Source organism: Caballeronia sp. NK8 (assembly GCF_018408855.1).
Classification (GTDB): Bacteria; Pseudomonadota; Gammaproteobacteria; order Burkholderiales; family Burkholderiaceae; genus Caballeronia.
Genome location: NZ_AP024322.1, coordinates 225,243 through 250,688, shown reverse-complemented (window position 1 = coordinate 250,688; position 25,446 = coordinate 225,243). Strand labels below are relative to the sequence as shown.

The following is a 25,446-nucleotide window of genomic DNA, read 5'->3' as shown; positions in this document are numbered from 1 at the left end:
GCCGCCACAGGCCGGCGGGCACGATTCGAGGAAATGCTCAAATATCCGAAACCGATCGAACTCGCGCTCGCATCGAACCGAAGCCGCCCCGACTGGCGGCTTTTTTGTTGGATTTTCGCCGTAAGGAGGCACAAGCCATTGATTTTCAGGGCTTTGTCCTGCAAATTGGATTGCAGATCGGTGCAATGGCGCGGCGCACCATAGGGCTCTGCCCTGTTCTATAATGGTCCGGTAATTTTTTTGGATCGCCGTCGGGAACGCTGCTTGGGAACGCCGCCAGCGCACTTTTGGTTTCACCATCGCCGTGAGCGCTTTCAGACAGCGGCCACGATGAGGAGCTATCAGGCCACGCATCAGCCTGCCAACATGAATCGTTTAGCCAAATTTCTTCCCATCGAGAACGTCGTTCTCGGACTGTCCGTTACCAGCAAGAAGCGTGTATTCGAGCAAGCGGGCCTGATCTTCGAGAACCAGAACGGCATCGCCCGCAGCATCGTCACCGACAATCTCTTCGCTCGTGAGCGCCTCGGCTCGACTGGCCTCGGCGAAGGCGTCGCGATTCCGCACGGCCGCATCAAGGGGCTGAAGCAACCGCTCGCCGCCTTCGTGCGCCTCGCCGAACCGGTCGCGTTCGAATCGCCCGACGGCCAGCCGGTCTCTCTGCTGATCTTCCTGCTCGTGCCCGAGCAGGCGACGCAACAGCATCTGGAAATTCTCTCGGAGATCGCGCAACTGCTCTCCGACAGCGACGCGCGCGAGCGTCTGCACAAGGAAGAAAATCGTGACGCGCTTTATCAAGTGCTCACGCAATGGCAACCGTGACAAGTACGCGAGCATAGCGAATCGCGTCTGTAGCCCGCCCCACGCCGCTCTCGCGCCACGGGGCGCCTCGCTTACGCGAAGCTTCTAGGGCACAATCGGTCAAACGCAGCGCCATGCGGCGTATCGAAGCGACCCGCTTCGTCGTTCCGCGAAGGCTGCTCCCGGCTTCCAACGGAGTTCCGGCCTCATGGATACGTCCAGCATCAACGCCCAAAGCATTTTCGACGACAACGCCGCCACTCTGAAGCTCAGCTGGCTCACCGGGCACGAGGGCTGGGAACGCGGATTCTCGAGTGAGACGGTCGCCAACGCGACATCGAGCGCGGACCTCGTCGGCCACTTGAACCTGATTCACCCGAACCGTATCCAGGTGCTCGGCGACGCCGAGATCAACTACTACCAGCGCCAGTCCGACGAAGACCGCTCGCGCCACATGGCCGAACTGATCGCGCTCGAGCCGCCGTTTCTCGTGGTCGCGGGCGAAGTCGGCGCGCCGCCGGAACTCGTCCTGCGTTGCACGCGCTCGTCGACGCCGCTTTTCACCACGCGCATGTCGGCGGCGGCGGTGATCGACAGCCTGCGCGCGTACATGTCGCGCATCCTCGCGCCGCGCGCGACGCTGCACGGCGTGTTCATCGACATTCTCGGCATGGGCGTGCTGCTCACCGGCGATTCCGGTCTCGGCAAAAGCGAACTCGGGCTCGAACTCATCAGCCGCGGACATGGCCTCGTGGCCGATGACGCCGTCGATTTCGTGCGCCTCGGCCCCGACTTCGTGGAAGGCCGCTGCCCGCCGCTCCTGCAGAATCTGCTCGAAGTGCGCGGCCTCGGGCTGCTCGACATCAAGACGATCTTCGGTGAAACCGCCGTGCGCCGGAAGATGAAGCTCAAGCTGATCGTGCAACTCGTGCGCCGCCCGGACGGCGAATTCCAGCGCCTGCCGCTGGAGAGCCAGACTGTTGACGTGCTCGGCCTGCCCATCAGCAAGGTGACAATTCAGGTGGCGGCGGGCCGCAACCTCGCCGTGCTGGTCGAGGCCGCCGTGCGCAATACGATTCTGCAGCTGCGCGGCATCGACACCCTGCGCGATTTCATGGATCGTCAACGCCTTGCGATGCAGGACCCCGACAGCCAGTTTCCCGGCAAACTGATCTGATCGCGCGATGCACCGCGTCGCGCGTGCCGGATCGAATCGGGCGCAGGTGCTAAGCTAAGAGAAAGCGAATCCCTCGAGACCCATGCGTATCATCCTGATCACCGGCATCTCCGGTTCCGGCAAGTCCGTCGCGCTGAACGCCCTGGAAGATGGCGGCTACTATTGCGTCGACAACCTGCCGCCGCGTTTTCTGCCCGAACTCGCCGCCTATCTCGCGAAGGAAGGCCAGGCACGCCTCGCCGTCGCGATCGACGCGCGCTCGAGCCTCTCGCTCGATGAAGTGCCGGCCATCATCCGTCAGCTATCGAGCGATTACGACTTGCGCGTGCTGTTTCTCAACGCGAGCACGCAATCGCTGATTCAACGCTTCTCCGAGACGCGCCGGCGGCATCCGTTGTCCGGCCCGCCGATGCGCGAAGCCGATGTCGGCGTGCTGAACTCGCTCGCCGAAGCGATCGAGCGTGAGCGTGAACTGGTAGCGGGTCTCGCCGAGTACGGCCATCAGATCGACACGAGCAACCTGCGCGCGAACGTGCTGCGGGCATGGGTCAAGCGCTTCGTCGAAACCGAAGCCGCCGACCTCACGCTGATGTTCGAGTCGTTCGGTTTCAAGCGCGGCGTGCCGCTCGACGCCGATCTCGTGTTCGACGTGCGCACGCTGCCGAACCCCTACTACGACCGCGAACTGCGCCCGTTCACGGGCCTCGACCAGCCGATCATCGATTTCCTCACCGCGCAGCCGCTGGTCGGCGAGATGATCGACGATATCGGCGCGTTCGTCGGCAAATGGCTGCCGCGCTTTCGCGACGACAACCGCAGCTATCTCACCGTTGCGATCGGCTGCACGGGCGGCCAGCATCGCTCGGTGTTCATCGCGGAGGCGCTCGCCGCGCGCTTTTGCGAGACGGCAAACGTGATCGTGCGGCATCGTGACGCGCCCATCCCGGCTGGGTGACAGCGCGCCTCACACGCGAACCGGATCGCCGCACTGGCGGTCCACCCTGGAGGGGCGCGATGTCCTCGAATCCCGTTCTGGCCGACTTGCCGCTGTTTCCGCTTCACACCGTGCTGTTTCCCGGCGGCCTGCTGCCGCTCAAGATTTTCGAGGCGCGCTATCTGGACATGGCGCGCGAGTGTCTGCGCGAGAAAACGCCGTTCGGCGTGTGTCTGCTGAAGAGCGGGCACGAGGTCGCGTCGCCGGGCGATCCGTCGGTGCCGGAAAGCATCGGCTGCCTGGCCGAGATCTCGGAATGCGATGTCGATACCTTCGGCCTGCTGCTCGTTCAGGCGCGCGGCACTGCGCGCTTCAAACTGACGGATCATCGCGTGGAGCCGAGCAATCTGATCGTCGGCACGGCCCAGCTGCTGGGCGATGACGAACCACTCCAGGGCGCCGAGGCACTCGCGAAGTTCGGCGCATGCGCGGAAGTGCTGGAGCGCATCGTCGACACGATCAAGGAGCGCGAGCCGCAGAATCTTCCGTTCGTCGAACCGTTTCTATACGACGACCCCACCTGGGTATCCAACCGCCTCGCCGAAATCCTGCCGATTCCGATGCGCGCCCGCCAGAAGCTGATGGAATTGATGGATGCCGGCGCGCGCATCGACGTGGTGCATCACTACATGCAGCACCATCAGTTGCTTTAGATCAGTGAGCCGGACAGCGCGTCGAGCAGTTTGCGCACCGGCGCGGGCACACCGTATGAATCGATCCGCGCGAGCGGCGCCCAGACGGTTTCGGTGTCCATCAACTCGCGCGGCGTTTCGCGCGCTTCGCCGAGCCGCGGCTCGATATCCAGCTTGAAGTGCGTGAACGCGTGCGACAAGGGCGCGAGACGCTGAAGCGGGTGACGGCTCGCGCCGAGATTGTGCGCGACCTCCGTCAGCGCGGCCTCGTCCGCCGCTTCGGGCAGGCTCCAGAGTCCGCCCCAGATGCCGATCGAAGGCCGCTTCTGCAGCAGGATCGAATCGCCGTCCTTCAGGATCAGCATCCACGTCTTCCGCGTCGGCACGGCCTTCTTCGGGCGCGCGGCGGGCAACTCTCGCTGTCGTCCTTCAACCTTCGCCACGCAATCCGATGCGAATGGACAGCGCGCGCAATCCGGCTTGCCGCGCACGCAGAGCGTCGCGCCGAGATCCATCAGGCCCTGCGTGTACGCGGTCACTTCGTCCTTGTTCGCGGCGTCCGGCAAGAGCGATTCCGCGAGCGCCCACATCGCATTCTCGACGCGCTTCTCGCCCGGAAATCCCTCGATGCCGAACACGCGCGCGAGCACGCGTTTCACGTTGCCGTCGAGGATCGTCGCGCGCGCGCCGAACGCGAACGACGCGATCGCCGCCGCCGTCGAACGTCCGATGCCCGGCAGCATTGCGAGCGCATCGACCGTCTGCGGAAACGCGCCGCCAAGTTCGTGCGCGACCACCTGCGCGCAGCGATGCAGATTGCGCGCGCGCGAGTAGTAGCCGAGCCCGGCCCAGAGCGCCATGACGTCGTCGATGGGCGCATCGGCGAGCATGGTCACTGTCGGAAAGCGTTCGAGGAATCGCGCGTAGTACGGAAGGACGGTCTTGACCTGCGTCTGCTGCAGCATGATCTCCGACAGCCAGATGCGGTACGCGTCGCGCGTGTTCTGCCACGGCAGGTCGTGCCGGCCGTGAATGCGTTGCCACGCGATGAGGCGCGACGAAAAATCGGTGAGAGCGAGCATCGGAAATTAGCGTTGGCAGCGCGGGCAAAAGTACGTGGAGCGCTGTCCCTGGACGATTTGTCTGATCGCGGTGCCGCACACGTGGCACGGCAGGCCCGCGCGATCATAGACGAAATAGTCGAGCTGGAAGTAGCCCGACTCGCCATTGCTGCCGACAAAATCGCGCAAGGTGCTGCCGCCCTTGTCGATGGCGGCGGCGAGCGTCACGCGCACTGCGTCCGCGAGCAGATCGTAGCGCACGAGCGAGATGCGCCCGGCAGCGGTGGTCGGCCGGATGCCCGCGCGAAAGAGGCTCTCCGATGCATAGATGTTCCCCACGCCCACGACGATATCGCCCGCCAGCAGCGCCTGCTTCACCGACACCTTGCGCCCGCGCGTCTCGCGAAACAGCAGCGTGCCGGAGAACTCCGGCGAGAACGGCTCGACGCCCAGACTCGCGAGCAGCGGATGATCGAGGACGTCGCCGTCCGCGCGCGGATGCCAGAGGATCGCACCGAAGCGGCGCGGATCGCGAAAGCGCAGGATGAACTCGTCGAACACGATATCGACGTGATCGTGTTTCGCCGCCTCGGGCGGCTTCGGCACGTGACGCAGCACGCGCAATGTGCCCGTCATGCCGAGATGTACGATCAGCCACCCTTCCACCGTCTCGAACAGCAGATACTTGCCGCGCCGCTCGACCCGCTCGATCTTCAGATGATCGAGCGTTTTCGGAAGATGCGGCGGGATCGGCCAGCGCAGCGCCGGCGTGCGTACATCGACGTGCTCGACACGCCGTCCGGCGACATAGGGTTCGATTCCCCGGCGGGTGACTTCGACTTCCGGCAATTCGGGCATTTTTCTGGAGAGAGACTTGCTGGGACGGTTGTGCCGGTATTTTAGCGACCGCGTTACAATCGACCGAAACATCGTCTGGATTTCCATGAACTCGTTCGTCATGAAGCTGTTTGCGAAGCGTCACGCCGGCCTGGCGCATTCGTTCGCCGTGCCCATGTCGCGAATCGCCGGCGCCGTCGCGCTCGCGATGGCCGCGCTCGCATTTGCGCCCGCACACGCGCAGGCGCCGAACGCGTCGCCCGTTCCAAGCGAAGACGACCAGTCCGACGCACAAAGCGCGGCCGATCTGCTGACCGCACCGGTGAGCGGTGCTGAATCGCAGGACTTGCCGAACGTGGCAATGTCCAGCCAGATCGTGTTCCAGGTGCTGGCGGCCGAAGTCGCGCTGCAACGCGGCCAGCCTGCTCCCGCTTACCAGACCTATCTCTCTCTCGCCCGCGACACGCACGACCCGCGTTTCGCGCAGCGTGCGACCGAAATCGCGATCGCAGCGCAAAGCCCGAACGATGCGCTCACGTCGGCGCAGCTCTGGCAGCAGTTCGCGCCGCATTCGGAGCGCGCGGCGCAGTTGAGCGCATCGCTGCTGATCGTCAGCGGCAAGCCGGACGACGCCAAGCCCACGCTCGAGCGCGAACTCTCGAAGGTGTCGCCCGAACAGCGCGGCGAGGCCATTCTTTCCTTGCAGAGCCTGCTCGCGCGCGGACCGAATCGCGTCGGCGGGCTGAACGTGCTCAAGGATCTGACGAAAAACGATCAGGACCGGCCCGAAGTGCAGCTCGCGCTCGCACGCCAGCAATTGATCGCGGACGATCAGCCGGGCGCGAAGGCATCGCTCGAAAAGGCGCTGCAACTCAAGCCAGACTATCTGCCCGCCGCGCTCACGCTCGCGCGCATGGGCCCGGAGGAGCGCAAGGAAGGCATCGCTTCGTTCGAGAAGTATCTCGACAAGAACCCGAAATCGCATGATGCACGGCTCGCGCTTGCGCAGTTGTATCTGTCGTCCGACAGGCTCGACGACGCGCAGAAGCAGTTCGAGATCATGCGCAAGAACGACCCGAAAGACCTGACACCGTTGATGGCGCTCGCGCTCATCAACATTCAGAAGAAACAGTTCGACAAGGCGCAGGATTTTCTGAATCTTTACGCGAAGACGGCGGAAAGCACGCCGGGCGCGGACCCGGGCCAGGCGTACATCTATCTCGCGCAACTGGCGCTGGAGCAGAAGAACGAGGCTGCCGCGAGCCAGTGGCTCGACAAGATTCCGCGCACGAGCCAGCAGTATCTGCCCGCGCAGATCACACGCGCGCAACTGCTCGCGAAGCAGGGCAAGGTGGACGACGCGCGTGCGCTGCTCGGCGGCCTGCAAAGTTCCGATCCGCGCGATCTCGCGCTGCTCGCGCGCACCGACTCCGCGATTCTGTTCGAGGCGCATCGCTACAAGGAAGCGGAAGCGAATCTCGCGAAAGCGGTCGCCGCGTTCCCCGACGATCCCGATCTCATCTACGACTACGCGATGGCCGCCGAAAAGAACGGTCATTACGACGTGATGGAAGCGCAATTGCGCACGCTGATGCGCACGCAGCCGAACAACCCGCAGGCGTACAACGCGCTCGGCTACTCGCTCGTCGACCGCAACCAGCGGCTCGACGAAGCGGTGAAGCTGATCGAAAAAGCGGTTTCGCTCGCGCCCAACGACGCGTTCATCATGGACAGCCTCGGCTGGGCGCGTTTCCGTCAGGGCAATTCGGCCGAAGCGGAGAAGATTCTCAAGAACGCATACAACCTTCAGCCGAATGCCGAAATAGGCGCGCATCTGGGCGAGGTGCAGTGGAAGTCCGGTCAGCAGGATCAGGCGCGCGACACGTGGCGGCAGGCGCAAAAGCTCGAACCGGACAACGACACGCTCGTCAAAACGCTAAAACGACTCCAGGTAAACGATCTTTGATGGCATTCGAATTCTTTGCCGGCGCAGCGCTTCGACGCGGCGCGCTCGGCGTCGCGGCCGCCGCCGCGCTGGTGATGTCGGGTTGCGCGGTGCAGCCGCGCGTCCCCACTACAACGAACGCAACCACTTCGCTCGCGACGCAGACGAGCCGCGCGTATCACGGACGCTTCGCCGTGCAGTACAACGACCAGAACGGCGTGCAGCGCAACGCGTACGGCAACTTCGAGTGGCAGGAGACAGGCGACACCGTCACGCTGCAACTGCGCAATCCGCTCGGCCAGACGATGGCGATCGTCACGTCGTCGCCGTCGCTTGCCACGCTCGAACTTCCCAACCGCCAGCCAGTGAGCGCCGACAACGTCTCCCTGCTGATGCAGAACACGCTCGGCTTCGCGCTGCCCGTCGAAGGCCTGCGCTATTGGCTGCAGCCGTCGGCCGCGCCCAGTTCTCGCGCGCAGACGACGCTCGATCCCGAATCGAACAATGGCCGCCCGAAGGAAATCAAGCAGGACGGATGGACGATCGATTACCTCGCCTACGCCGACGCGCCCGCGACCGGGGTGAAGCGCGTGAATCTGATGCGCAACGAACCGCCGCTCGACATCAAGCTGGTGCTCGATCAATAACCTTGCAGTTGCATCACGCATGTTCTCATCGACCGATTCGCTCCGTGACTGCCTCGCGCCCGCGAAGCTGAACCTTTTCCTGCACATCACGGGCCGCCGCCCGGATGGGTATCACTCGCTGCAGACCGTCTTCCAGTTGCTCGACTGGGGCGACCGGCTGCACTTCACGCGCCGCGACGACGGCATCGTCACGCGCAAGACGGACGTGCCGGGCGTGCCCGAAGCCGACGACCTCATCGTGCGCGCGGCGCGCCTGCTTCGGCAGCACACGGGCACGTCGTTCGGCGTGGAAATCGAGATCGACAAGCGTCTGCCGATGGGCGCGGGCCTCGGCGGAGGCAGTTCCGACGCGGCGACAACACTTTTGGCGTTAAATCGCCTATGGGGTGTTGATCTTTCGCGTGAGATTCTGCAGAATCTCGGCCTGCAACTCGGCGCGGACGTGCCGTTTTTTGTCTTCGGGCAAAATGCATTCGCAGAGGGTGTAGGTGAGGCGCTCCAGGCAGTCGATCTGCCAAAGCGCTTCTTCCTGGTCGTCACACCTAATGTTCACGTTCCGACCGCGGCGATTTTTTCGGAAAAAGCCTTGACAAGGGATACGAAAGTCGCCAAAATGATGGACTTTCTTGCAGCGCAAAGGTCAGACACTAACTGGCCGGACAGCTTCGGTCGAAATGACATGCAGGCTGTAGTTGCAGAAAAGTACGCGGAAGTTGCACAGGTGCTCGAGTGGTTTGTCAATCTCGCACCGGCGCGAATGACCGGATCTGGAGCAAGCGTGTTCGCCGCTTTCGCCAGCCGAGCCGAAGCAGAAATGGCGCAAGCCAAACTGCCGGCAAGCTGGAAAAGCGTAGTGACGGCAAGTCTGGATTCTCATCCTCTCTTCGCTTTCGCGTCATAGGTTTTGTTTCGTCGGGTATGTCCTACACTTCCCGGCGAGACTCAGAGTTGTGTAGGGGAGTCGCCAAGTTGGTCAAGGCACCGGATTTTGATTCCGGCATGCGAGGGTTCGAGTCCTTCCTCCCCTGCCATTCCTTTTCTCGCGTTTTTCCTCTCGCCTCCAGCCGCAGACAGGTGCACGATGAGCAGTGACGGCCTGATGGTTTTTACTGGCAACGCAAATCCCGCGCTTGCACAGGAAGTCGTCAAAATCCTTGGAATTCCTCTCGGCAAAGCAATGGTCAGCCGCTTCTCAGACGGCGAGATCATGGTCGAGATTCAGGAAAACGTTCGGGGTAAAGACGTATTCGTTCTGCAGTCCACCTGCGCTCCGACGAACGACAATCTGATGGAACTGATGATCATGGTCGATGCGCTCAAGCGCGCATCCGCAGGCCGGATCACCGCAGCCATCCCCTACTTCGGCTATGCGCGCCAAGACCGCCGTCCGCGTTCCGCGCGAGTGGCCATCTCGGCGAAGGTCGTCGCGAACATGCTGGAAATTGCCGGCGTCGATCGCGTGATCACCATGGACCTGCACGCCGACCAGATTCAAGGCTTCTTCGACATCCCCGTCGACAACATCTACGCTACCCCCGTTCTGCTCGGCGATCTGCGCAAGCAGAACCATGACCATCTGCTGGTCGTGTCGCCGGACGTCGGCGGCGTGGTGCGCGCGCGTGCGCTCGCCAAGCAGTTGAACACCGACCTCGCGATCATCGACAAGCGCCGTCCGAAGGCGAATGTCGCCGAGGTGATGAACATCATCGGTGAAGTGGAAGGACGCACCTGCGTGATCATGGACGACATGGTCGATACCGCCGGCACGCTGTGCAAGGCCGCGCAAGTGCTGAAGGACCGCGGCGCGAAGCAGGTCTTCGCGTATGCCACGCACCCGGTGCTCTCGGGTGGCGCGGGAGAGCGCATCGCGGCGTCGCAGCTGGACGAGCTCGTCGTCACGGACACGATTCCGCTGTCGGCCGAATCGCTCGCATGCTCGAAGATCCGTCTTCTGTCGAGCGCGGGTCTGCTCGCGGAGACGTTCTCGCGAATCCGGCGCGGCGACTCGGTGATGTCGCTGTTCGCCGAAGGTTAAACAGAATTGGCGAAAAGACGCGAAGCACACGCTTCGCGTCTTTTTGCATGATCGATGCGAACGTACGAAGGTTCGCGTCGCTTGTTGTGGGATCACACCTTTTCGATGATCCCGGTTTCCCTGCCTGGTCGCGGGCAGATATAGGAGTCAGATATGAAAGTCGTCGCTTTCGAGCGTAGCAAGCAAGGTACGGGTGCGAGCCGCCGCCTGCGCAACTCGGGTAAGACCCCGGGTATCGTGTACGGTGGTGAAACGGACGTTCAACTGGTCGAACTGGACCACAACGCCCTGTGGCACGCCCTGAAGAAAGAAGTTTTCCACTCGTCGATTCTCGATCTGGAACTGGCCGGCAAGTCGCAACAGGTTCTGCTGCGCGACGTGCAATACCATCCGTTCAAGCAGCTCGTGCTGCACGTGGACTTCCAGCGCGTCGACGCGAAGAAGAAGCTGCACACCAAGGTGCCGCTGCACTTCATGAACCAGGAAACCAACCCGGCCGTGAAGCTGGCGGGCGCGGTGATCTCGCACGTCGTGACGGAACTGGAAGTGGAATGCCTGCCGGCAGACCTGCCTGAGTTCCTGGAAATCGATCTGGCGAAGATCGAAGCCGGCCAGACGATGCACGCGAAGGACATCCCGCTGCCGAAGGGCGTAAGCCTGACGGTGTCCGTCGAGGCAGAAAACCCGGTCGTGGCTTCGGCTACCGTTCCGGCTGCTGTCGTGTCGGAAGGGGCTGGCGAAGCTGAAGGCGAAAAGCCGGCAGCCGAGTAAGCACGCGGAACACCGCTATCCTCTCGATCCGTTCGCAAGAACGGTCGACGTGACCCGCCGGCGCGCAAGCCCCGGCGGGTTTTTTTCGCTCTACACGATTCGACATGATCAAGCTGATCGTCGGCCTGGGCAATCCGGGCGCCGAATACACCGCGACACGGCATAACGCGGGCTTCTGGTTCGTCGACCAGTTCGCACGCGACGCCGGTGCGACGCTGCGCGAAGAACGCCGCTTTCACGGTTTCTACGGCAAGGGACGCCTGCACGGCCACGAGATCCATCTGCTCGAACCGCAGACCTTCATGAACCGTTCGGGTCAATCGGTGGTCGCGCTCGCGCAGTTCTTCAAGATCCTGCCCGACGAGATTCTCGTCGCGCACGACGAGCTCGACCTTCCGCCCGGCACCGTCAAGATGAAGCTCGGCGGCGGCAGCGGCGGACATAACGGCCTCAAGGATATTTCCGCGCATCTCTCGTCGCAGCAATACTGGCGCTTGCGCATCGGCATCGGGCATCCGCGCGATCTGATTCCAGAAGGCGCGCGCGCGGGTGCGAAACCCGATGTCGCGAACTTCGTGCTCAAGCCGCCGCGCCGCGAGGAACAGGACGTGATCGATCAGTCGATCGAGCGTGCCCTTGCCGTGATGCCTTTCGTCGTCGCCGGCGAAACCGAGCGTGCGATGATGAACCTGCACCGTAATTCCTGATCTGGAGCCCACTGTGAGCCGTTTCTGGAGCGATATCGTCCATCGTCTGACGCCGTATGTGCCGGGCGAGCAACCTGCGCTGGCGCATCCCGTCAAGCTCAACACCAACGAGAATCCGTATCCGCCGTCGCCGCGCGTGGTCGAGGCGATTCGTCATGAACTCGGCGGCGACGGCGCGTCGTTGCGAAAGTATCCCGATCCGACCGCGCGGGCATTGCGCGAAGCGGTCGCGAAGCATCACGGGCTGCGCATCGAGCAGGTCTTCGCAGGCAATGGTTCCGATGAAGTGCTCGCGCACGCGTTCCAGGCGCTGCTCAAGCACGACCGGCCGATCCGCTTTCCCGACATCACCTACAGCTTCTATCCGGTCTATGCGCAGCTTTACGGCGTCGAATACGAGACCGTGCCGTTGAACGCGGATTTCGCCATCGATGTCGACGATTACCGCGCGCCGTCCGGCGGCGTGCTGCTGCCGAATCCGAATGCGCCGACGGGCCGCGCCCTGCCGCTTGCGGAAATCGAAGTGCTGCTGAAGGCGAACCCGGACGCGCCGGTGATCATCGATGAAGCGTATGTGGATTTCGGCGCGGAATCGGCCGTGAATCTGATCGATCGTTATCCGAACCTGCTCGTCGTGCAGACGACGTCGAAAGCGCGTTCGCTCGCGGGCATGCGCGTCGGCTTCGCGTTTGGCGATGCGGCGCTGATCGAAGCGCTCACGCGCGTGAAGGACAGCTTCAACTCGTATCCGCTGGATCGCCTCGCGCAAGCCGCGGCGCTCGCGTCATACGAAGATCAGGCGTGGTTCGAGGAAAGCTGCGCGAAGGTCATTGCGAGCCGTGAGCGGTTGACGTCGCAGCTACAGACGCTCGGTTTCGATGTCGTGCCGTCCGCGGCGAACTTCGTGTTCGCGAAGCATTCCGCGCACGATGCCGCCACAATCGCCGCCGCGCTCAAGGCGAAAGAGATCTTTGTGCGCCACTTCAGGCTGCCGCGCATCGATCAGCATCTGCGCATTTCGATCGGCACGCCCGCGGAATGCGATGCGCTCGTCGCCGCGCTGACGGAAATCGTCGCTTAGGAATTGCCCTTCGCAGCCATCAGCGCGTGGTATTTGGCCATCAACTGCTCCGGCGTTTCGACGTGCGCCGGATCGCGCGGAATGCACTCGACCGGACACACTTGCTGGCACTGCGGCTCGTCGAAATGGCCGACGCATTCCGTGCATTTGTTCGGGTCGATCACGTAGATGTCGGGACCCATCGAAATGGCGTCGTTCGGGCACTCGGGCTCGCAAACGTCGCAGTTGATGCACTCGTCGGTAATGATCAAAGACATGCTTCACTCTCTTGCGCCGGTATCTCGACCGGCATGACGCCCGCGCGCCATTTCTGATGACGCACGGGCTGGGCGCTTCACGGCGCCGCAGGGTCCATCTGCGACAGATTACCGACTTTGTCGATCAGCCGCTTTTCCACCGACGGGAACACGAACTTGCTCACGTCGCCGCCGAGCTGCGCGATCTCGCGCACGATCGTGCCCGAGATGAACTGATACTGGTCGGACGGCGTCATGAACATCGTCTCGACGTCGGGCAACAGGTAGCGGTTCATCCCCGCCATCTGAAACTCATACTCGAAATCGGACACGGCACGCAATCCGCGCACGATCACGCGCGCGTTGTTCTTGCGCACGAAGTCTTTTAGTAGCCCGGTGAAACTGCTCACCTGTACGTTCGGGTAATGCCCGAGCACGTCGTGCGCAATATCCAGCCGCTCCTGCAGCGAGAAAAACGGCTTCTTCGCGCGGCTGTCCGCGACGCCCACGACGAGCTGATCGAAAATGCTCGATGCGCGCCGGACAATGTCTTCATGCCCACGAGTGAGCGGGTCGAACGTACCCGGATACACGGCGACAACCATGAGCTTTCTCCTCTTCTATTTACATTGGGTCGCGTGGCTGCGACGCCCCACTCTGCCTCATTCCCATCAAGACTGGCTGTCCCAAATTGGGGAACGCGCATTATTCCTCATTTTCGCGGCGCAGCAAATGATAGCGAACGGCACCCGCCTTACCATCGCGCACGACGCTCCAGCCCGCGAGCGCGTCGATACCCGCCAGGTCCAGCGGATCGCCGCATTCGACGTAAATCGCGCCATCGGGCGCGACGAGCGGCACCGCCAGCGCGAGCGCGCGCAAGAGCAACGCCTGATCGCCGAACGGCGGGTCCAGAAAGATCACGTCGAACGAGCCGGGCGCTAGGCTGGTGGCGAGCCGCAGGGCATCTGCTTCCGCGATTTCGATGTTGCGCGCGCCGAGCTTCGTCTGATTCGCCCTGATCTGCGCGGCGGCCTTCGCGCTGCGCTCGACCATCAGCACGCGCGCCGCACCGCGCGACGCCGCCTCGAAACCGAGCGCACCGCTGCCCGCGAACATGTCGAGGCAACGCTGTCCGGAGAGATCCTGGCCGAGCCAGTTGAAGAGCGTTTCGCGCACGCGATCCGGCGTGGGCCTGAGGCCGTCGAGATCGAGCACGGGCAGCGGTGTGCGCTTCCAGTCTCCGCCGATGATGCGGATCGTGTGCGGTTTGCCGCCGCGCAAGGGCGTGTGGCTGGGCAGGACGGAACGGGTAGCGGTCGAGCGAGGCATAAGAGGATGGTTGGAGTCGAGCGCGCCGGACGTATTTTTGCTTGACGATCGGCCGGCACGGGCAATGAAAGCCAACGTTACCACACGCGCGCGCCGTGCCGGGTGCCGCACGGGCGGGCGCGGCGGCGCCTGATAAAATATGCGGCTTCTACCCTTTCGCGCCGGCCTCGCGCAAAGCGACCTCAAAGCGCGCACGAGGCCACCGATCACGCGCGCATCATCGCCACACATCCATGTTCAGCTTCTTCAAGAAATTCAAAAAGCCGGCTGACGCGCCGCTCGACACGCCTCAGGAAGACATCGTCGAGGCGGACGGGGACGACGACATCTCGGACGCCGAGCTGGAACGGCAGGCGCTCAGCGCCGAAGCCCCACTGGAAGAAGCGCTGCCGGAGGATATTCAGCCGACGGAACCGGCGCCTCCCGAACCCGTCGCTCCTGTTGCGCCCATCACCGCTGCGCCCGTCCAGCTTCCGGCCGGCGATTCGAAGGAATACTGGCAAGGCCGCACGCAGTCGCAATGGGCGCGTGGTCCGGAAACGGATCAGGCGAGCGAAGAAATCCTGCCGCCGCCCACGCTCGATCCTGCTGCGAAGAAGTCGTGGCTTTCCCGCCTGCGTCACGGTCTGTCGAAGACGAGTTCCAACCTGACCGGCATTTTCGTCAGCGCGAAGATCGATGAAGACCTGTACGAAGAGCTCGAAACCGCGCTGCTGATGTCCGACGCCGGCGTCGACGCCACCGAATTCCTGCTCGAATCGCTGCGCGAAAAAGTGCGCTCGGAGCGTCTGACCGATGCATCGCAGGTGAAGGCCGCGCTGCGCGAATTGCTCGTCGACTTGCTGCGTCCGCTCGAAAAATCACTGATGCTCGGCCGCGCGCAACCGCTCGTGATGATGATCGCGGGCGTGAACGGCGTCGGCAAGACGACCAGCATCGGCAAGCTGGCGAAGCATCTGCAGCGCTTCGATCAGTCCGTGCTGCTCGCCGCCGGCGACACCTTCCGCGCCGCCGCGCGCGAACAGCTCACGGTCTGGGGCGAGCGCAACAACGTGACCGTGATCGCGCAGGAAAGCGGCGATGCCGCCGCCGTGATTTACGACGCGGTCGGCGCGGCGCGCGCGCGCAAGATCGACGTGATGATGGCCGACACCGCCGGCCGCCTGCCGACGCAATTGCATCTGATGGAAGAGCTGCGCAAGGTGCGCCGCGTGATCGCGAAGGCGATGCCCGACGCGCCGCACGAAGTGCTGCTCGTGATCGATGCCAACACGGGTCAGAACGCGCTCGCGCAGGTCAAGGCGTTCGACGATGCGCTGGGTCTGACCGGTCTCGTCGTCACGAAACTCGACGGCACCGCGAAAGGCGGCATTCTCGCCGCGATCGCGCGACAGCGGCCGGTGCCGGTGTATTTCATCGGCGTGGGCGAGAAGGTCGAGGATCTGCAACCGTTCAGCGCCGAAGAATTCGCCGACGCGCTGCTCGGCTGAACCTGAAAAGGGCGTCCGCGTGGACGCCCTTTTTTCATCGCGCGAATATCAGGGACGCCGCGATCCACCACATCACGCAGCCGACGATCACATCCAACACGCGCCACGACACGTCCTTCTCGAACCACGGTTCCAAAAGGCGCGCGCCGTAGCCGAGCGTGGTGAACCAGACGACCGACGCGCACATCGCGCCCGCCGCGAACCACGCGTTGGCCGGCCAGCCGCGTTGCGCGCCGATGCCCCCGAGCAGCACCACGGTATCGAGATAGACGTGCGGATTGAGCAGCGACAGCGCGAGCACGGTGGACGCCGCGCCGATCGCCGTCTGCGATTCGCCGTCCGACGCGTTCAGATGCCCCGGCCCGCGCCATGCCGCGAGAAACGCGCGCAATCCGTACAGAAACACGAAGATCGCGCCGGCCCAGCGAATCACGTCGAGCAGAACGGGCGCACGCGCGATGAGCGCGCCCATTCCGGCGACGCCCAGCGCGATCAACAGCACGTCGATGAGCGCGCAAATCGACACGACCACGCCCACGTGCCGGCGCTTCAACCCCTGCCGCAACACGAACGCGTTCTGCGCGCCGATCGCGACGATCAGGCTCGCGCCCAGCCCCGCACCCGACAGATAACTCGACAGTGCTCCGGCAGAAACCGCTGCCGTCATTCGGCGTCCGGCTGTTGCGCCGGAGCGGCCCGTGCGAACGCGTCGATCGTGCAGGCGTGATCCGCGATACGCGCGAGCGTCGGATAGGGGCTCACGTCGATGCCGAAGCGCCGCGCGTTGAACACCTGCGGCACGATGCACAGATCGGCGACGGTCGGCGTATCGCCGAAGGTCAGCGCGCCGACGCGCGGATCGGCGGCGAGGCGCTTTTCGAGCGACGCAAAGCCGGTTTCGACCCAATGCCGATACCACGCGTCCTTGGCTTCATCCGGCACCTTGACCTGATGCTTCAGGTACTTGAGCACGCGCAGATTGTCGAGCGGATGGATTTCGCACGCGACCTGCATCGCGACCGAGCGCACGAACGCGCGATCGGACGGGCGCTTCGGCAAGAGCGGCGGCTCGGGATGCGTCTCCTCCAGATACTCGATGATCGCGAGCGACTGCGTGAGCACGTCGCCGTCGTCGATCAGTGCGGGCACGATGCCGTCGGGATTCACCGCGCGGTACTCGGGCTTCAGTTGCTGGCCGCCGTCGCGCAGCAGATGCACCGCCTCGTACTCGTAGTCGAGGCCCTTCAGATTCAGCGCGATTCGCACGCGATACGCGGCCGAGCTGCGGAAATAGCTATAGAGCTTCATATTCATGCGCTCAGACGACGCGCACGGAAAATTCGCCGATGCCATCGACGCCGCCCTTGAGCAGATCGCCCTTCACGACGGCGCCGACGCCTTCCGGCGTGCCCGTGAAGATGAGATCCCCGGGAAACAGCTCGAAGAGCGTCGACAGATACGCGACCGTCTCGCCCACCGACCAGATCAGTTGCGAGATGTCCGAGCGCTGCTTTTGCTCGCCGTTGACGGTCAGCCAGATCGCGCTCTTTTCCAGATGCCCGACCTTCGAAACGGGATGGATCGGGCCGATCGGCGCGGAACGGTCGAAGCCTTTCGCGGTGTCCCACGGACGGCCGAGCTTCTTCGCTTCGGCTTGCAGGTCGCGGCGCGTCATGTCGAGGCCGAGCGCGTAGCCGTAGACATGATCGAGCGCGTTGTCGGCGGAGATGTCCTTGCCCTGCTTGCCGATCGCGGCAACCAGCTCCATCTCGAAGTGCAGGTTCTTCGTCTGCGACGGATACGGGAACTCGCCCGTGGCGCCGGGCGCGACGTACAGCACGGCATCGGCGGGCTTGCTGAAGAAGAACGGCGGCTCGCGGTCCGGATCGTGGCCCATTTCGCGCGCGTGGGCTTCGTAGTTGCGGCCGACGCAGTAGATGCGCCGTACTGGAAACTGCTCGTTCGAACCATCGACGGGCACCGCTGCTGCCGGCGCCGGAGGAAACACGTAGGTCATCCCGCTCTCCTGTTGCTGTGTGATTTGCAGATTCATGGGCGATGCGAAAAGGGAGTTTAACGTGCGCGCGAACCTCGTGGCGATGCCCGTGAGGCTTGGCGGGCGCGGCTTTGCGAGCTTTCGGCAAGCCTTCGACGGAACGGGCGACGCTTCGTTTTCAGCAAGCATCGGGCGCCGTGCGCGCGAAACGTTCGGCTGGCGTACCTTGCCAGCGCCCGTCAAATGCGGTACTCAATAAGCTTCCTGCACCTTAAAAAGCGCGGCGGCATCGCTCGGATGATGAAATTGAGCGCCCGATCCGCGCCTCTCTCCATGACCGACTCCGCTTCCCTACCTTTCGCCTGCGCACGCTACATCAAGGAAATCGGCCGCGGGCCGAACGGCGCGCGCGCACTTTCGCACGACGACACCTACGCGCTCTACGAAGCGATGCTCGAGGACCGCGTCCCCGAACTCGAACTCGGCGCGGTGCTGCTCGCCTACCGCGTCAAGGGCGAGTCCGCCGCGGAACTCGCCGCGATGCTGTCCGCCGCGCATCGCTCGTTCGAACCGCTGCATGTTCAGGACGGGCGCGAACACGCCCGGCCGGTGTCGATTCCGAGCTACAACGGCGCACGCAAGACGCCCAACCTCGTGCCGCTGCTATCGCATCTGCTCGCGCGCGAGGGCGTACCGGTGCTGGTGCATGGCGTCACCGACGATCCGGGCCGCGTCACGAGCGCCGAGATTTTCGCGGAACTGGGTATCGCGCACGCGGCTTCGCACGATGAAATCGAGGATAGTCTCGCCTCGCGCCGCCTCGCCTTCGCGCCGACCACGGTGCTCGCGCCGAAGCTCGCGCGGCTGCTCGCGCTCAGGCGTCGCATGGGCGTGCGCAATTCGACGCACACGCTGGTGAAAATTCTGCAGCCGTTCGCGGAACCGGGCCTGCGGCTCGTCAACTACACGCATCCGGAATATCGCGAGAGCCTCACGGGGCTGTTCACGGAGCATCCGGACGCGGCGGCGGGCGGCGCGCTGCTCGCGCGCGGCACGGAAGGCGAGGCCGTCGCCGACACGCGCCGCCAGGTGCAGGTCGACTGGTTCCACGACGGCCACGTCGAGACGCTGATCGCGCCGGAGCACTCGCAGCCGCACGCGCCGCAAGTCGATCTGCCCGAAACGCTCGACGCGGCGACCACTGCGCGGTGGATCGAATGCGTGTTGCGCGGCGACGTGCCGGTGCCGCCCGCGGTCGCACGCCAGGTTGAGGTGATCGCCCGGGTGGCGCGCAAACCGGTCCCTGATCAGACAAACTCGGCAAACCCCATTTGACACGGTATTCAACGGTGGTTTAAAGTCGAACGCATGAGCTTCACCCAGCCTTCCTCCCTCCGAATTATTTCGGGCCGCCTAGCGCGGCCCCTATCGCTACGTCTAGCGTAAGTCGCCAGACGTAGCGCCGCGCGTCGCAAGGCGCGTGGTCCTGCCAGAAGTCCCAGTAGTTCCGTTTCTTACCACTTGTAGTCGTCAGCTTTTCGTTCGCGCATCCCGCGATACGGAAACGCGAGGGTCAAATGCACGCTGCTTCGCGCACGTTCACGTTGGTCACAGGCGTCACCATCGCTGGTGATTCGTGTGATCGCGCGCGCTGCTTCGTCTTACGTGCATTCCGTCACGCCCGGCCAGCCGCCGGACACGGTCTCTCTCGCAGGCGCTACGCAAACCGTCCGAAGAGAGATCGACGATCATGATGCCGAACCCCGCCGAGAAATACCGCCCGTTTCCGCAAGTCCGTCTGAATGGCCGCCGCTGGCCGAACCGCACGATCGAGAAAGCGCCCATCTGGATGAGCACCGATCTGCGCGACGGCAACCAGTCGCTCATCGAGCCGATGAGCATCGCTGCGAAGCTCGAATTCTTCGAGATGCTGGTGAAGATCGGGTTCAAGGAAATCGAGGTGGGGTTCCCGTCGGCATCGCAGACCGATTTCGATTTCGTGCGCAAACTGATCGACGAAAAGCGCATCCCGGATGACGTGACCATCGAAGTGCTCGTGCAGTCGCGCCGCGAACTGATCGAGCGCACCTTCGAAGCGGTCGCGGGCGCGAGCAAGGTGATCGTGCACCTCTATAACGCGATCGCGCCGTCGTTCCGCAAGATCGTGTTCAACCAGTCGAAGGACGAAGTGAAGGCGCTGGCCGTCGAAGGCACGCGCCTCATCAAGGAATGCGCGGCAGCGCGACCGGACACGCACTGGATCTATCAGTACTCGCCCGAAACCTTCAGCATGACCGAGCTTTCGTTCGCGCGCGAAGTATGCGATGCGGTCGCGCAAACCTGGCGTCCGACGCCCGACCACAAGATGATCGTGAATCTGCCCGCGACCGTCGAAGCCGCGATGCCGAACGTCTTCGCCGACCAGATCGAGTGGATGGACCGCAACATGGGTTATCGCGACAGCATCGTGTTGTCGGTGCATCCGCATAACGATCGCGGCACGGCGGTCGCCGCGGCGGAAATGGCGCTGCTCGCGGGCGCGGACCGCATCGAAGGGTGTCTGTTCGGCAACGGCGAGCGCACCGGCAACGTCGATCTCGTCACGCTCGCGATGAATCTGTACACACAAGGCATCGATCCGGAGCTCGATTTCTCCGACATCGACGCCGTGCGCCGCGTCGTCGAGCGCTGCAATCAGATTCCGGTGCATCCGCGCCATCCGTACGCCGGCGATCTCGTCTTCACCGCGTTTTCGGGTTCGCATCAGGACGCGATCCGCAAAGGCTTCGCGCAGCGCGTGCCGGGCACGGTGTGGGAGGTGCCGTATCTGCCGATCGATCCGGCCGATCTCGGCCGCAGCTACGATGCCGTGATCCGCGTGAACAGCCAGTCCGGCAAGGGCGGCTCCACTTATCTGCTCGAACGCGGGCTCGGCTTCACGCCGCCGCGCCGCGTGCAGATCGAATTCAGCCACGCCGTTCAGACCGTCACGGACACATCGGGCGCGGAAATCAGCGGCGAAGCGATCTGCGAACTCTTCAAACGCGAGTATTTCGACGCGGGCGGGCCGGTATCGCGTATCGACGCCTCGACCCTGTCGGTGTTCGGAAAGCGCGTCGTGATCGCGCCGGCGGCAAGCGCGCCGAGCGGCGATGTCTGGGCGCAGACGGTCGCGGCAGCACTCGGCGTGGACGCGAGCGTGAACTGGTTCGAAACCGCCGTCACGGCGAGCGGCGACACGGCCGCGTTCGTCGGCTGCCGCGTCGGCGACGGCCAGACGCGCTTCGGCGTCGCGGTGCATGCGAATCCAGCGCTCGCGGTCGCCGATGCGGTCGTGAGCGCGGTGAATCGTTCGAAGCGCGTCGTGCAGGAGGATCGGCAGGACGAGGCGATGGAGGCGGCGTAAGCCTCAGCGCAAGGCGGCGCGCGCGGCGCTACTCCAGCGCGACGCGCGTCGCCTGCAGGGCAAGCAGTTGCCACTGCCCTTCGGTCTGGACGTGCACGGCGGTATAGGCGATCGGAAAAAGCAGCGCGCCGTTCTTCGATTCCATCTCGATCAGCGCGCGCCCGGACACGAGACACGTATCGCGCCCCGCGGGCAGCACATCCTGCGACTGAATCTCGATCTGACGATAGCGGCGGCGGCCTGCGGTGATGGCGTCGATGAACTGGCGCTTCGTCTCCCGCTTGCCGTTCGTGTGGACGTAGCTGACGTTTTCAGCCAGCAACGCATCCAGCGCGGGGCCGTCGCTCTCGACCATCGCACGGAAACGGTCACGCTCGAGGCCGCGGATGGCCTCAATGGTTTTTGCCGGCATCTGTCCATTCCCCTTGTGTCGAGGAACCGATACGCCGGCGCCCCGTCAGAAGTTGTATTGCAGATATAGCTGGCTGAAATTTATACCAGGATTCGGGTCTTTGATACCTGCGTTCGACAGATGCTGGAATCGGAAGCCCGCCTGATAGCTCTGTTTTTCGCCGAAAATCATGCCGACGCCGACCATGTCGGCGAACTGGAAGGCCGTCGACACGGTGAAATCCTGCGTGATGCGCGCGTGCGAAAGCAGCCGCACGCCGACGCCCGCCTCGATGAACGGCCGGAAGTAGCCCGAACTCTTCACGAAGCGCACGACCGGCGTAAGGCCGACTTCCCAGATGCTCGGGTGGACGGCGTTGTCCTCGGTCGTATGCCAGTAGGAGACGTGCCCTTCGCCGATGAGCGTGAAATGGAATCCGCCGATCTCCCACCAGGTGAGGCCCGGGTCCCAGGCGACGCCGAGATCGAGTTTCTTGATGTCATGGTTGGCGACGCCGCCAGCGACCTGAACGCCGAACCTGTCCGCGTGCGCCGCTGCCGACGCGAGGCCGAACGCGGCGCAGACTGCCGAACGGAAAATCCACGAACTCTTGTTTTTATGCATGAGCACCCCATTTTCCTCGGATGACGGGCGTGTTTCATTAACAGCGTTGTCTGGCGAATTCTAGAGACGTTTTTCAAGATGTGCAGAAAGCGTAACGACGCGCTCCATTCTGTTGAATTTTCTTTCGCCGCAATGCACAAAAGCGGTAATCGATTCGAAAGCGAACGGCTGATCGGTATAATATTCCGCTTTTATCGCAACAATCTGTCCTATTGACCTCGCAAATTCGATAGCGTTTGTGGGAACTCACACATTCTCCTGCCCTCTAACACTTAGCACTCGCTAAACCGGAGTGCTAATATCGTGTCTGACTTGCCGCCGTTAAGCGGCGAGTGAATTGTTGATAAGGAGCTAATGAGCGTGACCAATGCGATGACCCTTCCGAATGTTCTGAGCTCGGCACCTGCCAAGGCATCTTCGGCAGGCGCGCTGACGTACGCACAGTCGTCGATGCTGACCGGCCAGATCGGCAACATCGATTCCTATATACAAGCAGTGAACCGCATTCCGATGCTTTCGCAAGCAGAGGAACGTCAGTACGCCACCGAATTCCGCGAGCAGGGCAACCTGAACGCCGCGCGCCAGCTCGTGCTTTCGCACTTGCGCCTCGTAGTGTCGATCGCCCGCAACTACCTTGGCTACGGCCTGCCGCACGCAGACCTGATCCAGGAAGGCAACATCGGTCTGATGAAGGCCGTGAAGCGCTTCGACCCCGAGCAAAACGTACGCCTGGTTTCGTACGCGATGCACTGGATCAAGGCCGAGATCCACGAGTACATCCTGCGCAACTGGCGCATGGTGAAGGTCGCCACAACCAAGGCGCAGCGCAAGCTGTTCTTCAACCTGCGCAGCCACAAGACGAGCCATTCGGCGTTCACGCCGGACGAGATCGAAGGTCTCGCGAGCGAGCTGAACGTGAAGCGCGAGGAAGTCGCGGAGATGGAAACGCGCCTGTCGGGCGGCGATATCGCGCTCGAAGGCCAGATCGACGACGGCGAGGAAGCATTCGCGCCGATCGCCTATCTTGCAGACTCGCACAACGAGCCGACGAACGTCATCGCCGCGCGCCAGTTCGACAAGCTGCAAAGCGACGGACTCGCCGACGCGCTGGAATCGCTCGATGAGCGCAGCCGCCGCATCATCAAGGCGCGCTGGCTCGACGTGCAGGACGATGGCTCGGGCGGCAAGACGCTGCATGAACTTGCCGACGAGTTCGGCGTGTCGGCGGAACGCATCCGCCAGATCGAAGCGAGCGCGATGAAGAAAATGCGCTCCGCGCTGCACGACTACGCGTAATACCTGACTGTGCCGTAGCAGAAGTTGCGAAGCCCGCCGTCGACGAGACGGCGGGCTTTTTCTTTTGACCTTGGCCTGAAAAGCAAACGGCGCCCGAAGGCGCCGCCTGCTTTCAACCATCGACTACCGCATCACGCCGGCATCGGCGCGGTGCCGCCGCCGTTGCCCGACAGACGCGTGGACAGTTGCGTCGCATAACGCTGCGCCGCCGCGCCCACGACGATGTGGAACGTATCGGCCGACACCCACGCAACATCCAGCGACGACAGACGCTGACGATCCACCGAAGACGGATCGCGCACGACCACGCGCAGGCGCGTCTGCGCAACCGCGTCGATCGAAGCGATGTTGGTCGCGCCGCCGAACACGGCGAGCCAGCGGAACGGGTCCGGATCGAGCGGGCCGGGCGTCTGGTCGGCGCTCGCCGCCGCTGCCACAGGTTGTGACGGCGTCGACGATGCCGGCGTCGCGCCACGCGTCGACGAATGTTCCAGCTCGGTGCGGATTTCATCGGCGATCAGGTCGGCTTCCGGTCCGATGATCACCTGCACGTTGGTCGCGCCGCGCTTGAGCACGCCGCGCGCGCCGATGCCCTTCAACTGCGGCTCCGACACTTTCTCCGAATCCACCACCGACAGACGCAGACGCGTCGTGCAGGCATCGACGAGCGTCAGGTTGGACGCGCCGCCGAGCGCCGCGATGTACTTCGCCGCACGCGTGTTCGACACAGCCGCCGCGCCCGGAACCGGCGGAATCAGACCGCCATCGACCGTGGTTGCGACATCGGTTTCTGCGTCAGTCGTGGCCGGCTCGCGGCCCGGCGTCGCCATGTTGAACTTGCGGATGAAGAAGCGGAACAGGCCGTAGTAAATGACGAAATAGACGATGCCGATCGGAATCGCCATCCAGCCGCGCTGCGACAGGCCGTAGTTCAGCACATAGTCGATCGCGCCCGCCGAGAACGTGAAGCCGAGATGGACGCCGAGCGCCGAACAGATCGCGAGAGACAGACCCGTCAGCACTGCGTGGATCGCGTAGAGCACCGGCGCGAGGAACATGAAGCTGTATTCGATCGGTTCGGTCACGCCCGTGAGGAACGCGGTCAGCGCCATCGAGAACAGCAGGCCGCCGACGATCGCGCGGCGCTCCTTCGGCGCTTCATGGAACATCGCGAGACACGCGGCCGGAAGGCCGAACATCATGATCGGGAAGAAGCCGGTCATGAAGCCGCCCGCGGTGGGATCGCCCGCGAAGAAGCGATGCAGGTCGCCGTGCACCACCGCGCCGCCGCCCGGAGGCGTGAACGAGCCGAACACGAACCATGCGAGCGAGTTGATGATGTGATGCAGACCCGTCACGAGCAGGATGCGGTTCAGCACGCCGAACACGAACGTGCCGAGCGCGCCGGCCGTCGTCAGCCAGTTGCCTGCGGTGTCGATGGCCGCTTGCACCGGCTGCCATATGTAGCCGAGCACGATGCCGAGTATCAGACACGTGACGCCCGTAATGATCGGCACGAAGCGCTTGCCGCCGAAGAACGCCAGATATTCGGGCAGCTTGATGTCCTTGAAGCGGTTGTACATGTAGCCCGCAATCACCCCGGCGATGATCCCCGACAGCACGCCCATGTTGAGCTTGTCGTTGATGTCCTTCATCACCGCCACTTCGATCAGATAGCCGATCGCGCCGGCGAGACCCGCCGTGCCGTTGTTGTCCTTCGCGAAGCCCACCGCCACGCCGATGGCGAACAAAAGCGGAAGGTTGGTGAAGATCGCATCGCCGGCGTCGGCGATCATCTTGATGTTGAAGACATCAGGCTGGCCGAGACGCAGAAGCAGGCCGGCCACCGGAAGTACGGCGATCGGCAGCATCAGCGCGCGGCCTAGTCGCTGCATCTTTGCAAACGGGTTGGCGTCCATCGGGTTCTCCAAAAATATAAGTCTTGTCGTTACTGCTGCGGGGATTGCGAAAAAGGCTCCGCGAAGCT

Annotated in this window: 26 protein-coding genes and 1 tRNA gene; 16 read left to right on the top strand and 11 right to left on the bottom strand. The window is 63.5% G+C overall.

Features of this window, described 5'->3' with window-relative positions; translation table 11 throughout:
- Positions 1-330: 330 nt before the first annotated feature.
- From ptsN to NK8_RS01230, 4 genes are all read left to right on the top strand, one after another.
- Positions 331-822 (top strand): PTS IIA-like nitrogen regulatory protein PtsN, encoded by a 492-nt coding sequence (gene ptsN / locus NK8_RS01245; protein ID WP_353622641.1) that lies wholly within the window; start codon positions 331-333, stop codon positions 820-822.
- Positions 823-1,009: 187 nt separating this feature from the next.
- Complete coding sequence (gene hprK, locus NK8_RS01240) at positions 1,010-1,978, top strand: HPr(Ser) kinase/phosphatase (protein ID WP_061172712.1); 969 nt, start codon at positions 1,010-1,012, stop codon at positions 1,976-1,978.
- An 82-nt stretch (positions 1,979-2,060) separates the two neighbouring features.
- The gene (gene rapZ, locus NK8_RS01235) at positions 2,061-2,933 is read left to right on the top strand and encodes an RNase adapter RapZ (protein WP_213226894.1); all 873 of its coding nucleotides are present in this window, start codon (positions 2,061-2,063) and stop codon (positions 2,931-2,933) included.
- Positions 2,934-2,992: 59 nt separating this feature from the next.
- Positions 2,993-3,625: an LON peptidase substrate-binding domain-containing protein gene (locus tag NK8_RS01230; RefSeq protein ID WP_213226893.1), complete on the top strand. Its 633-nt coding sequence runs from the start codon at positions 2,993-2,995 to the stop codon at positions 3,623-3,625.
- Here the strand turns inward: NK8_RS01230 and mutY are convergent.
- Entirely contained in the window at positions 3,622-4,686 is a 1,065-nt protein-coding gene (gene mutY / locus NK8_RS01225) for an A/G-specific adenine glycosylase (RefSeq protein WP_213226892.1), read from the bottom strand. The two genes, NK8_RS01230 and mutY, sit on opposite strands and share 4 nt — an antisense overlap.
- Before the next feature lie 6 nt (positions 4,687-4,692).
- A complete protein-coding gene (gene mutM, locus NK8_RS01220; protein WP_213226891.1) occupies positions 4,693-5,523 on the bottom strand; it encodes a bifunctional DNA-formamidopyrimidine glycosylase/DNA-(apurinic or apyrimidinic site) lyase in 831 nt (276 codons plus the stop codon).
- Between the two features lie 85 nt (positions 5,524-5,608).
- Here mutM and NK8_RS01215 point away from each other — a divergent pair, with 85 nt between their 5' ends.
- The 8 genes from NK8_RS01215 to hisC all read left to right on the top strand — a co-directional run bounded on the left by NK8_RS01215 (position 5,609) and on the right by hisC (position 12,688).
- On the top strand, positions 5,609-7,468 hold the full coding sequence (locus NK8_RS01215; protein WP_213226890.1) for a tetratricopeptide repeat protein: 1,860 nt from the start codon (positions 5,609-5,611) through the stop codon (positions 7,466-7,468).
- Complete coding sequence (lolB, locus tag NK8_RS01210; RefSeq protein ID WP_162064783.1) at positions 7,468-8,094, top strand: lipoprotein insertase outer membrane protein LolB; 627 nt, start codon at positions 7,468-7,470, stop codon at positions 8,092-8,094. The genes NK8_RS01215 and lolB overlap by 1 nt, the downstream gene beginning before the upstream one ends.
- A gap of 19 nt (positions 8,095-8,113) precedes the next feature.
- Positions 8,114-8,995, top strand: a complete 882-nt coding sequence (gene ispE, locus NK8_RS01205) for a 4-(cytidine 5'-diphospho)-2-C-methyl-D-erythritol kinase (RefSeq protein ID WP_162064782.1) — start codon at positions 8,114-8,116, stop codon at positions 8,993-8,995.
- Between the two features lie 53 nt (positions 8,996-9,048).
- A tRNA-Gln gene (locus tag NK8_RS01200) sits at positions 9,049-9,125 on the top strand.
- Between the two features lie 50 nt (positions 9,126-9,175).
- Positions 9,176-10,129, top strand: coding sequence for a ribose-phosphate pyrophosphokinase (locus tag NK8_RS01195; protein ID WP_162064781.1), 954 nt, complete (start codon positions 9,176-9,178; stop codon positions 10,127-10,129).
- A gap of 153 nt (positions 10,130-10,282) precedes the next feature.
- Positions 10,283-10,900: a 50S ribosomal protein L25/general stress protein Ctc gene (locus NK8_RS01190; RefSeq protein ID WP_061172703.1), complete on the top strand. Its 618-nt coding sequence runs from the start codon at positions 10,283-10,285 to the stop codon at positions 10,898-10,900.
- Positions 10,901-11,004: 104 nt separating this feature from the next.
- On the top strand, positions 11,005-11,607 hold the full coding sequence (gene pth, locus NK8_RS01185) for an aminoacyl-tRNA hydrolase (protein WP_162064780.1): 603 nt from the start codon (positions 11,005-11,007) through the stop codon (positions 11,605-11,607).
- 13 nt (positions 11,608-11,620) lie between these two features.
- Positions 11,621-12,688, top strand: coding sequence for a histidinol-phosphate transaminase (gene hisC / locus NK8_RS01180; RefSeq protein WP_213226889.1), 1,068 nt, complete (start codon positions 11,621-11,623; stop codon positions 12,686-12,688).
- Here the strand turns inward: hisC and NK8_RS01175 are convergent.
- From NK8_RS01175 to rsmD, 3 genes are all read right to left on the bottom strand, one after another.
- Positions 12,685-12,945, bottom strand: coding sequence for a YfhL family 4Fe-4S dicluster ferredoxin (locus NK8_RS01175; RefSeq protein ID WP_162064778.1), 261 nt, complete (start codon positions 12,943-12,945; stop codon positions 12,685-12,687). The two genes, hisC and NK8_RS01175, sit on opposite strands and share 4 nt — an antisense overlap.
- Positions 12,946-13,022: 77 nt before the next feature.
- Positions 13,023-13,529, bottom strand: coding sequence for a pantetheine-phosphate adenylyltransferase (gene coaD / locus NK8_RS01170; protein WP_061172699.1), 507 nt, complete (start codon positions 13,527-13,529; stop codon positions 13,023-13,025).
- A 100-nt stretch (positions 13,530-13,629) separates the two neighbouring features.
- Positions 13,630-14,256 carry a 16S rRNA (guanine(966)-N(2))-methyltransferase RsmD gene (gene rsmD, locus NK8_RS01165; RefSeq protein WP_213226888.1) on the bottom strand — a complete coding sequence of 209 codons (627 nt, stop codon included), beginning with the start codon at positions 14,254-14,256 and terminating at the stop codon, positions 13,630-13,632.
- A 233-nt stretch (positions 14,257-14,489) separates the two neighbouring features.
- Between rsmD and ftsY the strand changes: the two genes are divergently transcribed.
- Complete coding sequence (ftsY, locus tag NK8_RS01160; protein ID WP_213226887.1) at positions 14,490-15,746, top strand: signal recognition particle-docking protein FtsY; 1,257 nt, start codon at positions 14,490-14,492, stop codon at positions 15,744-15,746.
- 34 nt (positions 15,747-15,780) lie between these two features.
- Here ftsY and NK8_RS01155 read toward each other — a convergent pair whose 3' ends face one another.
- Genes NK8_RS01155 through NK8_RS01145 form a run of 3 tightly spaced genes read right to left on the bottom strand, consistent with a single transcriptional unit; the run spans position 15,781 to position 17,763 of the window.
- Positions 15,781-16,413, bottom strand: coding sequence for a LysE/ArgO family amino acid transporter (locus NK8_RS01155; protein WP_213226886.1), 633 nt, complete (start codon positions 16,411-16,413; stop codon positions 15,781-15,783).
- Positions 16,410-17,054: a maleylacetoacetate isomerase gene (gene maiA, locus NK8_RS01150; RefSeq protein WP_213228429.1), complete on the bottom strand. Its 645-nt coding sequence runs from the start codon at positions 17,052-17,054 to the stop codon at positions 16,410-16,412. The genes NK8_RS01155 and maiA overlap by 4 nt, the downstream gene beginning before the upstream one ends.
- Positions 17,055-17,064: 10 nt before the next feature.
- Positions 17,065-17,763 (bottom strand): fumarylacetoacetate hydrolase family protein, encoded by a 699-nt coding sequence (locus NK8_RS01145; RefSeq protein ID WP_213226885.1) that lies wholly within the window; start codon positions 17,761-17,763, stop codon positions 17,065-17,067.
- A 312-nt stretch (positions 17,764-18,075) separates the two neighbouring features.
- On the opposite strand from NK8_RS01145, the gene ybiB reads away from it, so the two are divergent.
- Both ybiB and leuA read left to right on the top strand, forming a co-directional pair.
- The gene (ybiB, locus tag NK8_RS01140; RefSeq protein ID WP_213226884.1) at positions 18,076-19,077 is read left to right on the top strand and encodes a DNA-binding protein YbiB; all 1,002 of its coding nucleotides are present in this window, start codon (positions 18,076-18,078) and stop codon (positions 19,075-19,077) included.
- Positions 19,078-19,492: 415 nt separating this feature from the next.
- Positions 19,493-21,148 (top strand): 2-isopropylmalate synthase, encoded by a 1,656-nt coding sequence (gene leuA / locus NK8_RS01135; RefSeq protein WP_162064774.1) that lies wholly within the window; start codon positions 19,493-19,495, stop codon positions 21,146-21,148.
- A gap of 28 nt (positions 21,149-21,176) precedes the next feature.
- Here the strand turns inward: leuA and NK8_RS01130 are convergent, their stop codons facing one another.
- Positions 21,177-21,560 carry a nuclear transport factor 2 family protein gene (locus NK8_RS01130; RefSeq protein WP_061158871.1) on the bottom strand — a complete coding sequence of 128 codons (384 nt, stop codon included), beginning with the start codon at positions 21,558-21,560 and terminating at the stop codon, positions 21,177-21,179.
- 45 nt (positions 21,561-21,605) lie between these two features.
- The gene (locus tag NK8_RS01125) at positions 21,606-22,163 is read right to left on the bottom strand and encodes an acyloxyacyl hydrolase (protein ID WP_162064773.1); all 558 of its coding nucleotides are present in this window, start codon (positions 22,161-22,163) and stop codon (positions 21,606-21,608) included.
- A 360-nt stretch (positions 22,164-22,523) separates the two neighbouring features.
- On the opposite strand from NK8_RS01125, the gene rpoH reads away from it, so the two are divergent.
- Entirely contained in the window at positions 22,524-23,459 is a 936-nt protein-coding gene (rpoH, locus tag NK8_RS01120) for an RNA polymerase sigma factor RpoH (protein ID WP_162066732.1), read from the top strand.
- 131 nt (positions 23,460-23,590) lie between these two features.
- Here rpoH and nagE read toward each other — a convergent pair whose 3' ends face one another.
- Complete coding sequence (gene nagE / locus NK8_RS01115; RefSeq protein WP_213226883.1) at positions 23,591-25,378, bottom strand: N-acetylglucosamine-specific PTS transporter subunit IIBC; 1,788 nt, start codon at positions 25,376-25,378, stop codon at positions 23,591-23,593.
- Between the last annotated feature and the right edge of the window lie 68 nt (positions 25,379-25,446).

Bases quoted from the DNA above. Each gene is read 5' to 3' on its own strand.
- ptsN (WP_353622641.1), top strand. From the start codon at position 331: ATGAGGAGCTATCAGGCCACGCATCAGCCTGCCAACATGAATCGTTTA.
- hprK (WP_061172712.1), top strand. From the start codon at position 1,010: ATGGATACGTCCAGCATCAACGCCCAAAGCATTTTCGACGACAACGCC.
- rapZ (WP_213226894.1), top strand. From the start codon at position 2,061: ATGCGTATCATCCTGATCACCGGCATCTCCGGTTCCGGCAAGTCCGTC.
- NK8_RS01230 (WP_213226893.1), top strand. From the start codon at position 2,993: ATGTCCTCGAATCCCGTTCTGGCCGACTTGCCGCTGTTTCCGCTTCAC.
- mutY (WP_213226892.1), bottom strand. From the start codon at position 4,686: ATGCTCGCTCTCACCGATTTTTCGTCGCGCCTCATCGCGTGGCAACGC.
- mutM (WP_213226891.1), bottom strand. From the start codon at position 5,523: ATGCCCGAATTGCCGGAAGTCGAAGTCACCCGCCGGGGAATCGAACCC.
- NK8_RS01215 (WP_213226890.1), top strand. From the start codon at position 5,609: ATGAACTCGTTCGTCATGAAGCTGTTTGCGAAGCGTCACGCCGGCCTG.
- lolB (WP_162064783.1), top strand. From the start codon at position 7,468: ATGGCATTCGAATTCTTTGCCGGCGCAGCGCTTCGACGCGGCGCGCTC.
- ispE (WP_162064782.1), top strand. From the start codon at position 8,114: ATGTTCTCATCGACCGATTCGCTCCGTGACTGCCTCGCGCCCGCGAAG.
- NK8_RS01195 (WP_162064781.1), top strand. From the start codon at position 9,176: ATGAGCAGTGACGGCCTGATGGTTTTTACTGGCAACGCAAATCCCGCG.
- NK8_RS01190 (WP_061172703.1), top strand. From the start codon at position 10,283: ATGAAAGTCGTCGCTTTCGAGCGTAGCAAGCAAGGTACGGGTGCGAGC.
- pth (WP_162064780.1), top strand. From the start codon at position 11,005: ATGATCAAGCTGATCGTCGGCCTGGGCAATCCGGGCGCCGAATACACC.
- NK8_RS01175 (WP_162064778.1), bottom strand. From the start codon at position 12,945: ATGTCTTTGATCATTACCGACGAGTGCATCAACTGCGACGTTTGCGAG.
- coaD (WP_061172699.1), bottom strand. From the start codon at position 13,529: ATGGTTGTCGCCGTGTATCCGGGTACGTTCGACCCGCTCACTCGTGGG.
- rsmD (WP_213226888.1), bottom strand. From the start codon at position 14,256: ATGCCTCGCTCGACCGCTACCCGTTCCGTCCTGCCCAGCCACACGCCC.
- ftsY (WP_213226887.1), top strand. From the start codon at position 14,490: ATGTTCAGCTTCTTCAAGAAATTCAAAAAGCCGGCTGACGCGCCGCTC.
- NK8_RS01155 (WP_213226886.1), bottom strand. From the start codon at position 16,413: ATGACGGCAGCGGTTTCTGCCGGAGCACTGTCGAGTTATCTGTCGGGT.
- maiA (WP_213228429.1), bottom strand. From the start codon at position 17,054: ATGAAGCTCTATAGCTATTTCCGCAGCTCGGCCGCGTATCGCGTGCGA.
- NK8_RS01145 (WP_213226885.1), bottom strand. From the start codon at position 17,763: ATGACCTACGTGTTTCCTCCGGCGCCGGCAGCAGCGGTGCCCGTCGAT.
- ybiB (WP_213226884.1), top strand. From the start codon at position 18,076: ATGACCGACTCCGCTTCCCTACCTTTCGCCTGCGCACGCTACATCAAG.
- leuA (WP_162064774.1), top strand. From the start codon at position 19,493: ATGATGCCGAACCCCGCCGAGAAATACCGCCCGTTTCCGCAAGTCCGT.
- NK8_RS01130 (WP_061158871.1), bottom strand. From the start codon at position 21,560: ATGCCGGCAAAAACCATTGAGGCCATCCGCGGCCTCGAGCGTGACCGT.
- NK8_RS01125 (WP_162064773.1), bottom strand. From the start codon at position 22,163: ATGCATAAAAACAAGAGTTCGTGGATTTTCCGTTCGGCAGTCTGCGCC.
- nagE (WP_213226883.1), bottom strand. From the start codon at position 25,378: ATGGACGCCAACCCGTTTGCAAAGATGCAGCGACTAGGCCGCGCGCTG.